The sequence below is a fragment of the Streptomyces sp. NPDC008001 genome (genome assembly GCF_042958085.1).
Classification (GTDB): domain Bacteria; phylum Actinomycetota; class Actinomycetes; order Streptomycetales; family Streptomycetaceae; genus Streptomyces.
The window spans coordinates 119,479-133,290 of sequence record NZ_JBIBIZ010000007.1 but is presented as its reverse complement, the minus strand read 5'-3'; the positions used below and the strand labels follow the sequence as shown (position 1 = coordinate 133,290).

General features: G+C 71.7%; 13 protein-coding genes and 1 tRNA gene. 6 read left to right on the top strand and 8 right to left on the bottom strand.

The genetic code is table 11. The annotated features are described in order from the left end of the window. The first annotated feature begins 39 nt into the window (after positions 1–39). Entirely contained in the window at positions 40–351 is a 312-nt protein-coding gene (locus ACFZCD_RS19685) for a hypothetical protein (protein ID WP_391832486.1), read from the top strand. A gap of 493 nt (positions 352–844) precedes the next feature. On the opposite strand, the gene ACFZCD_RS19680 is transcribed toward ACFZCD_RS19685, so the two are convergent. Continuing rightward, complete coding sequence (locus tag ACFZCD_RS19680) at positions 845–1,726, bottom strand: transporter (protein ID WP_391832484.1); 882 nt, start codon at positions 1,724–1,726, stop codon at positions 845–847. A gap of 416 nt (positions 1,727–2,142) precedes the next feature. Here ACFZCD_RS19680 and ACFZCD_RS19675 point away from each other — a divergent pair, with 416 nt between their 5' ends. Further along, on the top strand, positions 2,143–2,406 hold the full coding sequence (locus tag ACFZCD_RS19675) for a helix-turn-helix transcriptional regulator (RefSeq protein WP_391832482.1): 264 nt from the start codon (positions 2,143–2,145) through the stop codon (positions 2,404–2,406). Further along, positions 2,406–3,647: a tyrosine-type recombinase/integrase gene (locus ACFZCD_RS19670; RefSeq protein WP_391832480.1), complete on the top strand. Its 1,242-nt coding sequence runs from the start codon at positions 2,406–2,408 to the stop codon at positions 3,645–3,647. The genes ACFZCD_RS19675 and ACFZCD_RS19670 overlap by 1 nt, the downstream gene beginning before the upstream one ends. Positions 3,648–3,708: 61 nt before the next feature. Here ACFZCD_RS19670 and ACFZCD_RS19665 read toward each other — a convergent pair. Then, positions 3,709–3,782 (bottom strand) — tRNA-Pro (locus tag ACFZCD_RS19665). Between the two features lie 199 nt (positions 3,783–3,981). Between ACFZCD_RS19665 and ACFZCD_RS19660 the strand changes: the two genes are divergently transcribed. Beyond that, positions 3,982–7,233 carry an amidohydrolase family protein gene (locus tag ACFZCD_RS19660; protein ID WP_391832478.1) on the top strand — a complete coding sequence of 1,084 codons (3,252 nt, stop codon included), beginning with the start codon at positions 3,982–3,984 and terminating at the stop codon, positions 7,231–7,233. A gap of 98 nt (positions 7,234–7,331) precedes the next feature. On the opposite strand, the gene ACFZCD_RS19655 is transcribed toward ACFZCD_RS19660, so the two are convergent. Together ACFZCD_RS19655 and ACFZCD_RS19650 are read right to left on the bottom strand one after the other, a co-directional pair. Continuing rightward, a complete protein-coding gene (locus ACFZCD_RS19655) occupies positions 7,332–8,507 on the bottom strand; it encodes an MBL fold metallo-hydrolase (protein WP_391832476.1) in 1,176 nt (391 codons plus the stop codon). A gap of 277 nt (positions 8,508–8,784) precedes the next feature. Further along, positions 8,785–9,450 (bottom strand): alpha-ketoglutarate-dependent dioxygenase AlkB family protein, encoded by a 666-nt coding sequence (locus ACFZCD_RS19650; RefSeq protein WP_391832474.1) that lies wholly within the window; start codon positions 9,448–9,450, stop codon positions 8,785–8,787. A 140-nt stretch (positions 9,451–9,590) separates the two neighbouring features. On the opposite strand from ACFZCD_RS19650, the gene ACFZCD_RS19645 reads away from it, so the two are divergent. Beyond that, positions 9,591–10,181: a carboxymuconolactone decarboxylase family protein gene (locus tag ACFZCD_RS19645; protein WP_391832472.1), complete on the top strand. Its 591-nt coding sequence runs from the start codon at positions 9,591–9,593 to the stop codon at positions 10,179–10,181. A gap of 22 nt (positions 10,182–10,203) precedes the next feature. On the opposite strand, the gene ACFZCD_RS19640 is transcribed toward ACFZCD_RS19645, so the two are convergent. From ACFZCD_RS19640 to ACFZCD_RS19630, 3 genes are all read right to left on the bottom strand, one after another. Then, on the bottom strand, positions 10,204–11,037 hold the full coding sequence (locus ACFZCD_RS19640) for an SAM-dependent methyltransferase (RefSeq protein WP_391832470.1): 834 nt from the start codon (positions 11,035–11,037) through the stop codon (positions 10,204–10,206). 71 nt (positions 11,038–11,108) lie between these two features. Further along, on the bottom strand, positions 11,109–11,366 hold the full coding sequence (locus tag ACFZCD_RS19635) for a DUF397 domain-containing protein (protein WP_391832468.1): 258 nt from the start codon (positions 11,364–11,366) through the stop codon (positions 11,109–11,111). A gap of 3 nt (positions 11,367–11,369) precedes the next feature. Further along, on the bottom strand, positions 11,370–12,236 hold the full coding sequence (locus ACFZCD_RS19630; protein ID WP_391832466.1) for a helix-turn-helix domain-containing protein: 867 nt from the start codon (positions 12,234–12,236) through the stop codon (positions 11,370–11,372). A gap of 143 nt (positions 12,237–12,379) precedes the next feature. Here ACFZCD_RS19630 and ACFZCD_RS19625 point away from each other — a divergent pair, with 143 nt between their 5' ends. Then, positions 12,380–12,859: an ATP-binding protein gene (locus ACFZCD_RS19625; protein ID WP_391832462.1), complete on the top strand. Its 480-nt coding sequence runs from the start codon at positions 12,380–12,382 to the stop codon at positions 12,857–12,859. A gap of 105 nt (positions 12,860–12,964) precedes the next feature. Here ACFZCD_RS19625 and ACFZCD_RS19620 read toward each other — a convergent pair whose 3' ends face one another. Further along, on the bottom strand, positions 12,965–13,756 hold the full coding sequence (locus ACFZCD_RS19620; protein WP_391832460.1) for an SGNH/GDSL hydrolase family protein: 792 nt from the start codon (positions 13,754–13,756) through the stop codon (positions 12,965–12,967). Between the last annotated feature and the right edge of the window lie 56 nt (positions 13,757–13,812).

Sequence of the window (13,812 nt, the reverse complement as noted above, 5' to 3'; positions counted from 1 at the left end):
GCGGCCAGGCGAGCCGCCCAAGCTGCAACCGAGGCGGCAATGGCCACGGATGCAGCTAATGCTCTTGTACGCGCCGGCACGCTACCCGGCGGCGGACCATGGGTCCACATTGCTGAAGAGGCGGCCGCCGCAGCCACAGCAGCCGAAGAAGCCACGCGAATCATCGCCGAAGCCAAGGGGAACCCCGCTCCGTACGTCGAGGCCACCAAAGCCGCAGACTCAGCAGCCTCGTATGCGCACTACCTCGCCGGAACCGGGAGCGAGGGCTGGGCGGAGAAAGCAGAAGCATACGAGAAGCGCGCCAGCGAAACTGCCCGTGCCGCGTTCGGGGAAGCCATTTTCCTTCTCTAAGCGGGGCGCCTACCGCCATTCATTAAATGGAATGCTGGAAGTGATCCACCGATGACCGGCGACGACTACGAATCCCTTTCAACCGAAGAACTACGCAAAATACTGATTTTGGCAGATCATGAACAAGACGTCGGGACTGTACAGATAATCCTCAAGATCTTGGCGGAACGTCAACCAAACGTCAAAAGGGCACTCATAGAGTGGGCACAGCAAGATCCCGCCACTAGCAAGTCCGTATCAGCTGTGGTTCACGAAGCACTCAAGGGTCCAGGAGGGCCAGACATCCTCTAGCAGGGACGCGGCTCGGGCTTCGGGCACGTACCCAATCAATCCCGAACAGCCTTAGGGAGCCGATGTTTTCGGAACCCTCCTTGACCTGGGCAGCTTGCGGAAGCACCTACGCGCCCATACGTAGTGCACACTATTTACCGGAAGCTTGGTCGTGCTGTTGATCACGGTTGGCCGACCTGCCCAGCGCAGGTACTAGCAGAAATCAGGCGTGAGCATATCCCAGCTGGAAAAGAGGGATAGCCCGTTCGAGATCCTTCTCCGCGCGAAGACGCACCTTCAAGGGGCCCGTACCGTGATGCCCGATATTCGTCACATCACGAGTGAATCCAGGGATAAGGTCAACCTTTCCCGGATCAGTATTCAAGTAGATCAGAACGTGCTGCTTGTGCATACGGCTGACACAAGCGAAATTCCGCAGTCTCCGGTAGGCCCGATATTGCTTGCGGTCCACCTGGGTCACGTCATCACCGAGAGAGGCCAAGACCTCGTCGACGGCCGACCTCAGTTCTTCTGCCATGCCGTTGGAGTGCCGACCCGAACGACCAACAGCCCGGCGCGGACGCGCCCGGCGGTTCCGTCCGGTGACGGAGGCGACCGGCTCGAGCGCGAGCAGGTCCTTGCCGAAGTACCGGTAGCGGACCAGGTCGACCGTGCGCGGAATCTCCCCGATGGCATGGGCGTCGTAGCGGGTGAAGTCCTCGGCAATGCAAATCAGCCTGGGATCGTTCCACAGCACCTGGGCCGCAGCGGCCGCGCCGAGGCGTTCGCGGACCAGGTGCTGAAACTCGGCCTTGTGGTCAATCAACCACGACAGGTAGAAGAGCCCCTGATTGATCACACCTGCGTCCTGGCCGCGCTTGTACTCGATGATCACGGGCGCGCCATTCTCGTCGAGCCCGAGGGAATCGATCCGGCCGCCGTGTCGCGGGCCCGTGCTGTACTCGCTGGCCAGGAAGCGCACGCAGAGGAAGGTCTTCATGTGCTGCTCGACCAGCTCCTGCAGGCATCGCTCGCGCTCTACCTGTCGCGCAGGAATCTCCTGCGCGCCGCCCGCCCCGACGTTGAACAACTTCAGACCTGACACGTCCACCCCTTCTTGCCTCCGCCTGCCTTAACGGCCGATGGAGGCAAGATTGTTTCCCGGCACACGCCGACCCTGCAATCTGATTGCCGTGGCGGTGGCCAGACGAGCTCACCATGCACGCACCCTGCAGGCCGCCAGCCAGCGGCGCAGAGCAGTCAAGCCTCCTGCTGCTGACCCGTCACCACCCCAAGGAGCAGGGCGCGCTTTATAGCAGATATTCGCCGGTTATCCCAACCGACTGCGGTCAAGAAACTGGTCCTGTGCGTGTGTTCTCCGTCAGAGAATGCGCCCCCGCTTGAGTGGACTCTTCCGCGAGGTCGACCCAGTGTTGTGTCTCGCCGGAACCAGCCGATCAGCGATCGGAAGCTCTCGCGGAATTCGCCTTGCACAGATCCTCGTTCAAGCGCAGGAAGACCATGCCCGACCGCGCTACACCGCACATATCCGCTGCCTCCAGCACAGAGGCTTCGGTCGACTCCCTGACCACCAGTTGGTACACCACGGAAGAAGTTGCCCAGCTCCTCAAGCGCGATCCCTCCACTCTCCGCCGGTGGCGCACCGCGCGCCCGCCGCAGGGGCCGCCTTTCGTACAGCTGTCGCGGCGCGCTGTGATGTACAGCGCGCTCGACCTTCAGCAGTGGCTCGACAGCCGCCGAATTGACCCGGCGCAGGCCGCCTGATGCAGAAGCAGATGCCGCCGATCGGCGTCAAGCTGTCGGTGGACGTGGAATACCGTGAGGGATTCCCCAATCCCCATCGCGCCCGCGTCAGATGGTTCGACCCCGAATCCGGCCAGCGCCTCTCCCGCTCGCGGATGCTGCCCACAGACGACGAAGCCCAGTCCTGGGTTGACCGGATGGAGCGCATCGCGCAGCGCGGCGTGAGCCCCGCCGTGGCGACGATGTCGCTTGCCGAATACGGCGAGTTGGAATGGGACCTGGCCATGCGCGGCCTGGAGCCCAAGACCATGGACCCCTACGGGGCAGGCTGGCGGCTGCGAGTCGTACCGGCTATTGGGCACCTTGAAGTCCCTGTCATCACCAACGGTGTTGTCGATCGCACCGTCTACGGCTGGATCGCCGACGGTCACGGTCGCTCGACGGTCAAGAACTCCATCGCCCCGCTGAACCGGGTCATGGAGCAGGCCGTCCGCGACGGCATAATTGACGTCAATCCCGCCAAGATCACCGGCTGGCAGAGGACGTACCAGCAGGTCGAGGACGAACTCGACGACCCCCGCTCCCTGGCCCTGCGCGACTGGGACGCCCTCGACGACCTGGCCAACGCCCTCGTCGAGCGTTCCCACGACCAGTACCTGGGCTGGGGTGATGTCGTCCGGTTCTCCGCCTGCACCGCCGCCCGCATCGGCGAGGTCTCCGGTGTCCGCGCCCAGGACATCGACCGCCGCACCTGGACCTGGGAGTGCTGCCGCCAGACCACCCCCGGCCCGGGCGGCCTCATCGACAAGGGCACCAAGGGCAAGCGGCGCCGCTCGGTCCCCCTCATCCCCGAAATCCGGCCCATGGTCGGCGCCCGCCTCGACGCCGTGGGACACGACCCCATGGCCCGGCTCTTCACCGGGCCACGCGGCGGGCGGATCACCACAGCCATCCTGCGCGACGCCACCCACTGGGACGAAGTCGTCGTCCGCCTCGGCTACGAACACCTGCGCCGCCACGACCTCCGCCACACCGGACTGACATGGATGGCGGACGCCGGCATCCCCGTCCACGTCCTCCGCATGATCGCCGGACACGGCTCGATCACCACCACCCAGCGGTACCTCCACCCCGACCGCCGCTCGATCCACCTGGCCGGCGCCGCCCTCAGCCGCTACCTCACCGAAGGCCGCCAAGAGCCCGTTGGTCCCAAACTGGTCCCAGAGACCGCGCCCGTGCGGCACCTGCGACTCGTCCGTTGATCGATACGAAAAGAGCCTCTGACCTGCGGTTTCCCGCAAATCAGAGGCTTCTTTCACCGTGTCGGGACGGCGGGATTTGAACCCACGACCCCTTGACCCCCAGTCAAGTGCGCTACCAAACTGCGCCACGTCCCGGTGCTTGTCCGGCGCGGGCTCTCGCCCTTGCCGACCGCGCACGAGAACAATACCGCACTTCAGCGGGTGATCGCGCACGCCTTCCGGGAGCCCCTTTCCTGCCCCACGCGGTGTTGACCGCCCTCCTGCTCCCCATGGGAGCATCGGGCTCCCGGACGTCGCTCGCGACGCGTGCAACTCTCCCGCCGCAGGAGGAAAGTTGACTGCCTCGGACACCCCGCCCTCGCGTTTCCCCCTCTCCCGGCGCAGATTCCTGCAGGCCTCCACGGCCGCGGCCGCGGCCGGTACCGCGGCTGCGGCGGGAGTCGCCGGGGTCGCCGGGCTGCTGCCCGCCGGGGTGGCCGTGGCGGCGCCGGCGGGTGGTGGGGTGCTGTCGTTCACGGCGGCCACCAACGGGGCCGCCAGCCTGGCGCCCGGCGGGGACCGGCTGGTCGCCGAGGTGCAGAACGTGCTGTGGTCCATGCCCCGCAAGGGCGGGGAGGCTGTGCCGATCACCCCGGCGGATCTTGAGCCGACCCGGCCGGTGCACTCGCCCGACGGCCGGCTGCTCGCCGTCTGCGCCTACCGGGGCGGCGGCTTCCACATCTGGACGCTGCGGCCCGACGGCAGCGGGCTGCGGCAGGTCACGGACGGGCCGTGGGACGACCGCGGGCCGGCCTGGTCGCCCGACGGCACGCGGATCGCCTTCGCCTCCGAGCGCGGCGGTGACCCGGTGGCGGGCAGCCCGTACCGGGTGTGGGTGGTGGACGTGCGGACGGGGGCGCTCACGCAGGTCACCGGGGTGAAGGACCAGGACGGGCCGCTGCAGGACGGGGCCTGGGAGGACTTCGACCCGGTCTGGTCGCCGGACGGGGCCCGGCTGCTGTTCGTCCGCGCGCGTGTGGCCGGGGCCGCGCTGGAGGCCCGTACGATCGCCTCGGTCCCGGCCGGCGGGCGCGGGCCGGTGCGGGCCGAGCACACCGAGGCGGCGGCCGCGCAGGTCATGGCGCCCGCGGTCGCCCCGGACGGCCGGCTGGCCTACCTGCGCACCACCCCCGCCCCCGAGGCCACGTGCACGCTCGTCGTGGACGGCGAGCCCGTGGCGGTCGAGGGCGACGTCGAGCCGGTGCCGCCGCGCTGGACCGGGTCCGGGGAGCTGCTGCTCACCGTCGGAGGGAAGTTCCAGGTCGTCCGCCCGAAGGCACCGCGCGACGCCGAGGTGGTCCCCTTCGCCGGCCGGCTGCCCGTCTCCCGGCCCCGCTACCGCACCAAGCGGTACGACATCGACAGCGGCGGCGTGCATACCGTCCGCTCCCTGCACTTCCCCGCCCTGTCGCCCGACGGCCGGCGGATCGCCTTCGCCGCGCTCAACGCGCTCTGGGTGACCGACGTCACAGGCCGCCGCCCGCCGCGCCGGGTCGTCAAAGCCGACCCCGCCCGCTACCCGTACGGGCCCGTCTGGAGCGCCGACGGGCGCTCCCTGATCTACGCGGGCGACGCCGGCGGTGAGGGCGGTGACGGCCTGCTCGCCGCGCGCCGGCACGACCTCGCCTCCGGCGCGGACACCGTGCTGGCCGGGGGCGGGCGCGCCTACCCCGTCCTGTCGCCCGACGGCAGCAAGCTGGCCGCCCTGGACCTGGCCGGCAATCTCGTGGTGCGCGACCTGGCCGCCGGTACGGACCGGGTCCTGGCGGCGCCCCTGGGCGGCGGGGGGCTGCCGGGCCGGCCGAGCTGGTCGCCGGACGGCCGTTACGTCGCCCTCTGCGACCGCAACCGGCTGAACCAGCGGTTCCGCGAGGGCTACAACCTCATCCGCGTGGTCGGCGCGGCGGACGGCAGCTCCCGGCTGTACGCGCTCGCGCCGCACGTGTCGCTCTCCGACCGCTACGGCTCCGGGCCCGTCTGGTCGCCCGACGGCCGGCACATGGCGGTGATCGCCGAGTCAGCCCTGTGGCTGCTGCCCGTGCGGCCCGACGGCACCCCGGACGGCGAGCCCCGTCGGCTGACGGACGAGGCGGCCGAGGACCCGTCCTGGGCGGCGGACTCCCGCACGCTCCTCTACCTCTCCGCGGGCCGCCTGCGGCTGCTGGACGTCCACGGCGGCCCGGCCCGTACGGTCCGCGTGTCCCTCGACTACCGGCGCCCGGTGCCCGCCGACACGGTCGTGCACGCCGGCCGGTTCTGGGACGGCTCGGACGCCACCGGCGACCGGGTGCGCGAGGACGTCGACCTGGTGGTCCGCGACGGCCGGATCGCCGCCGTCGAGCCGCACCGGGCCCGGCGCGCGGCCGTCCGCACCGTCGACGCCTCCTCCGGCACGGTCATCCCGGGGCTCTGGGACGCCCACACCCACCCGTACCAGAACACCTACGGCGGCCGGCAGACGGCGCTGCAGCTGGCCTACGGGATCACCACCGCGGTCTCGTTCGGCGGCGGCGCCCACGAGCAGGCCCGCATCCGCGAGGCGGTGGCCGCGGGCGAGCTCGCCGGGCCGCGGCTGCTGACCACCGGGGAGCTGCTCGACGGCTCGCGCGTCGCGTACAGCATGGGCCGGGCGCACCGCACCCGCGAGGGGCTGCGCCGTTCGCTGTCCCGTGCCCAGGCCCTCGACTGGGACTTCGTCAAGACGTACGTCCGCGCGCCCGGCTGGCTGATGGAGGAGGCGGCCCGCTTCGCGCACGACCGGCTCGGGGTCCGCTCCGGCAGCCATCTGCTCTCGCCCGGCGTGCAGCTCGGCCAGGACCTGACGACGCATCTGCAGGCCACGCAGCGGCTGGAGTTCGGCCATGCGACGACCGCGACGGGGCGCTCCTACCAGGACGTGGAGGAGATCTACACCCGCGGGGACTTCCACCTCGTCGCCACGATCTTCACCTCCGTGCCGCTGCTCGGCGAGGCACCTGCGCTGGCGCAGGACCCGAGGGTGACGCGGATGATGCCGCCGTGGGACGTGGAGCTGGTCCGCCGGACCGCGGCCGCCCGGCCGACCGACGCCCAGCTGACGGCCCTGGAGCGCGAGATCGGGGTCTACCGCCGGGTGCTGGCGGGCGGCGGCAAGGTCGCCCTGGGGACCGACGCGCCCCTGGTGCCCGTGGGCCTCTCCCTGCACATGGGGCTGCGCGCCCTGCACCGCTACGGGCTGTCCGCCGCCCAGGCCCTGCGGACCGCGACGGTACTGCCCGCGCGGGTCTTCGGCGCGGACCGCGACCTGGGCACGCTGGAGCCCGGCAAGTTCGCGGACGTGACGGTGGTGGACGGCGATCCGTTCACGGACTTCGACGCGCTGGTGCGGACGGTGTCGGTGCTGCGCGGCGGGGTGCCGTTCGAGCAGGCGGGGCTGGTCGGGGCGTACGGCGGCGGCACGGGTACGGGCACGTCCGCGCCGCCCGGGGTGCGGGGGGCCGACGCGTGGCTCGCCGTGAGCCGGCAGCTCCGCCGGGACTCCTGCTGCGACATGGAGCTCCACCTCTGACCGGGGGTCCAGACACGGCTGACCGAGGGCCCGGACGGCCCTCGGTGCCCCGGGCTCGGCCCCGGTACGGCACCGCCCGGCAGCGACGCCACCGGCGCTCACACCCGCAAGGCCACCTCCGGTGCCGCCGTGGGCTCCGTGGCCGGTTCGGGTGCTTCCTGCGCGGGTCGTACGGCGACCGCTCGCCACCACGGGTCGGCCGGGAGGCCCTCCGCCGGCTCGAAGGGCTGCCCGGGCCGCGGGGTCACGACCCGCGCCCCGTACCGGACGGCCGCGGCGAGGGAGCCCTCCGCGGGCTCCTCCCAGGGGTGCGGGGCGAGGTTGAACGTGCCCCAGTGGATGGGCAGCAGCACGCCGTGCACGCCGCCGCCCTGCAGGTCGGCGTGGGCCCGCAGCCCCTCCTCGGGCGTCATGTGGATGTCGGGCCAGAACTCGGAGTACGCACCGACCTGCATCATCGTGGCGTCGAAGGGCCCGTACCGGGCGCCGATGTCCCGGAAACCGGGGAAGTAGCCGGTGTCGCCGCTGTGGAAGATGCGGTGCTCGGGGCCGGCCACCACCCAGGAGGCCCAGAGCGTGTGCTGGGTGTTGCGCAGCGCCCGTCCGCAGAAGTGGCGGGCGGGGGTCGCGGTGAAGGTGAGGCCGGCGACGCGGGCCGACTCGTGCCAGTCGAGCTCGGTGATCCGGTCCGGGGCCACGCCCCAGTGTTCGAGGTGGGCGCCGACGCCGAGCGGTACGACGAAGCGCGCGCCGGTGCCGCGGGCGACGGCGCGGACGGTCGGCATGTCCAGGTGGTCGTAGTGGTCGTGGGAGATGACCACGGCGTCGAGGGGCCCTGTCTCGCGCAGCGGCACGGGCACGGGGTGCAGCCGCTTGGGGCCCGCGAAGGCGAAGGGCGAGCAGCGCTGCGACCAGACCGGGTCGAAGAGCACCCGGCCGCCGTCGATCTCGGCGAGCACGCTGGAGTGGCCCATCCAGGTCAGCCGCAGCCCCGACGCCGCGGGGACGGCGAGGTCGGCGACGGTGGTGGGGTGGACGGGGACGGTGCCGCGGGGCGCCCGGCGGGCGCGCTCCTCGGCGCGGAAGTACGTGGGCAGGAACTTCAGCATCGCGGCGGACGGCGTGCGTACGGTGCCGGCGGGGTTGGTGAACACGCCGTCGGCGTAGTGCGGCGACCTCCGGATGCGCGCCATCCGCTCGCCCGTCGGATCCGCGCCGAACGCGGAGGGGCGCAGGGCGTCGAGCGGTGAGCTGGTCGGGCGGAAGCCGGTCACGGCACCTCCAGTGCGGTTCGGCGAGGTCGTGCCATTATCCGCCCCTGCTCTCCGCCCCTTGCGCGCGGGCCCGCGGGCGGCTCTGCCGGCCGGCTCCGCGGCTGGTCGGGGGTGCGCCGGTGCAGCACGCGGCTGCACCGTCCGGGCTCACCCCCGTGATATGAGCCCGGACGCGCGGCCGGCACACTGCCGGGGATCCACTCTGCAGGGTTCCGGCGCCGGATGCACGTGAATTTTCACGTGCATTTTCCCTTGCTGCGGATCCGGGGAGATCCGCTCACAGCCCGCTCACGCGGAGGGTGACGTTCAGCCGGCCGGTGAGCCCGAGTCCGGCGGGCCCGGTGCCGGGGCGGGTGCGGGGCACGCCGTGGAAGACGAGGCGCGAGGGCCCGCCGAAGACGAACAGGTCGCCGCTGCGCAGCTCGACGTCGGTCCAAGGGCGGTTGCGGCTGCCGGTGTTGCCGAAGCGGAAGACGCAGGCGTCGCCGAGGCTGAGGGAGACGACGGGAGCCGGGGACTTCTCGTCGCTGTCGCGGTGCATGCCCATCGTCGCGCCGCGGTCGTAGAAGTTGACCAGGGCGATGTCGTACGCGGACGGCCCGGGATCCGTACCGCACCCGGGATCCGTGCCGTAGGCGTCGGCGACGGCCTCCGCGGCCAGCCGCCCCAGCCACTCCGGGAAGGGTTTGACCGGCGCGCCGTCGCCGTCGACGACCGTGCGGGCGTAGCCGTAGGGGTACCAGTGCCAGCCGAGGCAGACGGTGCGGACGGACATCTGCCCGCCGCTCGGCATGCGCACCGTCCGCAGGCCGGCGGGCGGCCGTGCCCAGGTGCGGCAGGCGGCGAGCAGGCGCTGCTGGGCCGGGAGGTCCAGCCAGCCGGGGACGTGGACGGCTCCGGGGGCGATCTCGGCCCGGGGCCGGGGGAAGAGCTCGTCGTCCATGGGCCGGATTCTTTCGCACGGATGTCACAGATCCACCGGCCCGGTCCGTCGTACGGGCAGAAGCAGGCAGAAGCCGGTGACAGCCGGTGACAGCCACCTCGACAGTCGCTCCGACAGTCACTCCGATGGAGGAACAAGCCATGGCCAGGATCTCACTCACCCCGGACCGCACCCCCTTGATCCGTCTGGTGCAGTGGTACAGCAAGCGCGCCTACGGCAAGGTGCTGGAGCCGCTGATGGCCGTCGCCCACAACCGGCGGGTGCTGTTCACCACCTCCCGCTTCGAGATGTCGCTGGCCCGGTGGAACAAGCTCGACCCGCAGCTCAAGGCGCTGGCCGAGATGGCGTCGGCGTCGGCCATCGGCTGCTCGTGGTGCATGGACTTCGGCTACTGGCTGAGCCGCGGGCACGGGCTGTCGCACGAGAAGCTGCAGGACGTCCCGGTGTGGCGCGAGAGCCGGGTCTACGCCCCGCTGGAGCGGGACGTGATGGCGTACGCGGAGGCGATGACGGCCACCCCGCCGGCCGTGGAGGACGAGCTGGCGGAGCGGCTGCGGCAGCGCCTGGGCGACGCCGCGTTCGTCGAGCTGACGTCGATGATCGCGGTGGAGAACCTCCGCTCGCGCACCAACGCGGCGCTCGGGCTGCACAGCCAGGGCTTCAAGGACAGCTGCGACATCCCGGCCCGGGGCCCGGGCCGCCCGCAGGAGGCCCGGCCTGCGGCCGGCTGAGCCGCCGGCCCGCGCGGCGCCGCTAGTCCTTGCGCCCCACTCCCCCGTAGAAGACCGTGTCGTTGAGCTCCTCGGGGCCCGGGACGGGGCCGTCCGGCCGCCAGAGCGGCACCCGGACCAGGCCCGGGTCCAGGAGCCGGAAGTCGCCGAAGAGCGGCTCGACGGCGGCGCGGTCGCGCAGGTTGAGGCCCGCGGTGGCGTTCTTGTACGTGCCGACGACGCTGTCGCGGGCCTCGGCGTCGGTGCGGCCGTCCGCGTAGCCCTCGTAGGGCTCGGCCGTGGCGTGGGAGAGCACGAGGTGGCTGCCGGCGGGGAGGGCGTCGGCGAAGGCCGCGACGATGCCCGCCGGGTCCTCCTCGTCGGTGACGAAGTGGAGGACGGCGACGAGGAGCAGGGCCACCGGTTCGTCGAAGTCGATCAGCTCGCGCACCTCGGGCCGGGCCAGGATCGCCTCCGGGTCGCGGACGTCGCCGAGGACGAAGCCCTCCTGCCCGGTGCCGGTGAGCTTCGCGCCCGCGTGGGTGGCGACGATGGGGTCGTTGTCGACGTAGGCCACCCGGACGTCCGGGGCGATCTCCCGCGCCACCTCGTGGGTGTTGGGCGAGGTGGGGATGCCCGTGCCGATGTCGATGAGCTGCCGGATGCCGCCGCGGACGACCTCGCGCACCGCCCGCCGCAGGAAGGCCCGGTTGGCCCGGGCGGAGAGCCGGACCTGCGGGTGGGCGCGTATGACGTGCTCGGCGGCCTGCCGGTCGACCTCGTAGTTGTCCCAGCCGCCGAGGTAGTAGTCGTACATCCGGGCCGGGTGCGGCCGGCTGGTGTCGATGTCCTCTGCGGCGAAGCCCTGCTGGCTCATGCCGTGCTCCGATCCGTTGGTTGCGCGGTAGGGGAAGGCCCGGGGGCGGCCCCGGGGCCGCCCCCGCCGCCTCAGTCGCAGGTGGCGCAGGAGCCGGCGAGCAGGAAGTCCGCCGCTCCCGCCTTGGCGCCGTTGATGAAGCTCTCCATCTCGTGACGCGTGTAGATCAGGGCGGGGCCCTCGGGGTCGGTGGACTGGCGCAGGGCGATCCGGCCGTCTCCCAGCCGCAGGGCCTCGACGCAGGAGCCTCCGTTGCCGCCGCTCCACGGCTTGCTCCACCCCTCGGTGCCGAGGTCGGTGGCGGGCATGCCGTTGTAGATGCGGTCCATGGTTCAGATCTCCTTACGAATCCCACCCAGGACGGCCTCGGTGGTCTGGGCCGGCGCGGCCTGCGCGCACATCCGGTCCAGCGCCTCCAGGAAGGCCGAGACGTCGTCGCGCTGGTCGAAGTACGAGGCGCCGACGAGGTTTTCGGCGTACGCGATGTCCGGGAGCTCCGGCAGCGGGAACCGGAAGATGTGGAACGGTCCGTACATCGCCGGGTGCGGTCCGGCGGCGAACGGCATGACCTGCAGCCGGACGTTGGGCATGGCGGTGGCCTCGGCGAGCCGGGCGATCTGCTCGCGCATGATGTCCGGGCCGCCGATGGGGCGGCGCAGGACGGTCTCGTCCATCACCACCCACAGCAGCGGCGCGCCCTCGCGGGTGAGCAGCGTCTGGCGCTCCCGGCGGACGGCGACCGCGCGCTCGATGTCGGCCTCCGGGGCGTGCGGCATGCCGGCGCGGAGCACGGCGCGCGCGTAGCGCTCGGTCTGCAGCAGGCCGGGGACGTAGTGCGGTTCGTAGGCCCGGATGAGGTTGGCTTCGCCCTCCAGGCTGACGAACGCGCTGAACCACTCGGGCAGGACGTCCCGGAAGCGGTGCCACCAGCCGGGGCGGTTCGCCTCGCGGGCGAGGTTGAGGAAGCCCTCGACCTCGGCGGCCCCGGTGACGCCGTAGACGCGCAGCAGCTTCTCCACGTAGGGGAGCTTCAGGCCGACTTCGGCCTTCTCCATCCTGCGGATGGTGGCGTGGGTGACGTCGAGGGCGCGGCCCGCCTCCTCGTAGCTGAGGCCGGCCTTCTCCCGGAGGTCGTGCAGCCGCTTGCCGAGGACGACCCGCAGAACGGTCGGTGCGCCGGCCGGACGCGCTTCCGCCACTGTTCTCCCCCTCCGTGCCCGCCGGTTGTCATATGCCCGCAGTCTGTCACGCACGCCCCCGGAGCCGACAGACTGTTCTGATGATTCTGTAATTTACAGATTGAACCTTGCCACACGTCAGCCGTATCGCACATAGTTACGGCGTGGTCCCCTCCCATGACGCACCTTCGCTCGGGCGCTTCGGCAGTTCCATGGCCGCGCGTCTCCAGGACGCCTTCCACTTTCCGGCCAGCGGCACCTCCGTGGCCGCCGCGCGAAAACGGGTTCTCGCACAGCTGCGGGAGTGGGGCATCGACGAAGTGGCGTGCGACGACGCCCAGTTGGTGGTGTCCGAGCTCTTCACCAACGCCGTCCGGCACACGGACAGCGCGAACGTCAGCTGTCAGCTGAGGGTGCTCGGCGCGCATCTGCGCATAGAGGTGGCCGACCACGGCCGGACGTCGACGGAGCCGCGGGCGCGGTGCAGCGGGGCGGACGAGGAGAGCGGCCGCGGGCTGCTGCTCGTGGGCGCGCTGTCCCAGGCCTGGGGGGTCCGGCCCGACGACAGCGGCCGGGGCCGTGTCGTCTGGGCCGACCTCCCGAGGTCCGGCACCGCCGCCGGGCCGGGACTTCCCTGCGTCTGACGGGGCGTCCGGCCGCGTCCGCCGGACGTCCGTCCGCAGCCGTAACCGCGTCCGCCGGGTGCCCGGGGGACGCGGTTACGGCTGGGGCCGGGGCTGGAGCTGGGGCTACAGCGGCAGCAGGTCCGGCCGCTTGGGTTCGACGTGGTCGCCGGAGGACTCGCCGCGCAGCCGGCGGCCGATCCACGGCACGAGGTGCTCGCGCGCCCAGTGGATGTTGTCGCGCCGCACCTCGGCGGGCGAGCGGAGGCCCTCGTCCGGCCAGGCCTGGTCCGGGTCGGCCGGCACCTCCAGGCCGAGCACCTGGGCGGCCCGCAGGGCGACCCGGGTGTGCCCGTCCGGCGAGAGGTGGAGCCGGTCGTCGCTCCAGGCCCTGCGGTCCTGCACCGAGCGCAGCGACCACAGGTCCAGGACCGGGCATCCGTGACGGTCCGCGATGGCGCGGACATGGGCGGTGTACGTCGCGATCTTCCCGCGCAGATGCCGCAGGACGGGCATGCCGCGCGTGTCGAAGCCGGTGCACAGCAGGACGGTGCCGACGGAGGAGGCCAGCTCGGCGACGGCCCTCTCGTAGCGCTCGGCCACGTCGTCCGGGTCGCTGCCCGGGCGCAGGATGTCGTTGCCGCCCGCGCAGAACGTCACGAGGTCGGGGCCGAGCTCCATCGCCCGGGGCACCTGCTCCGCGACGATCTGGTCCAGGAGCCGGCCGCGCACGGCGAGGTTGGCGTAGCGGAAGTCGTGCTCGGCGCGCTGGTCGGAGAGGAGTACGGCCAGTCGGTCGGCCCAGCCGATGAAGGTGTCGTCCGGCCCTGGGTCGCCGACGCCTTCGGTGAAGCTGTCCCCGACGGCTGCGTACGACCCGATCGCGCTCTTGCTGAATGAATTCGAATCGTCTGCCACGTCAGCACATCTTTCCTCCCCGGGAGTGACCTACGCCACCGTAACCAGGGGTTGAC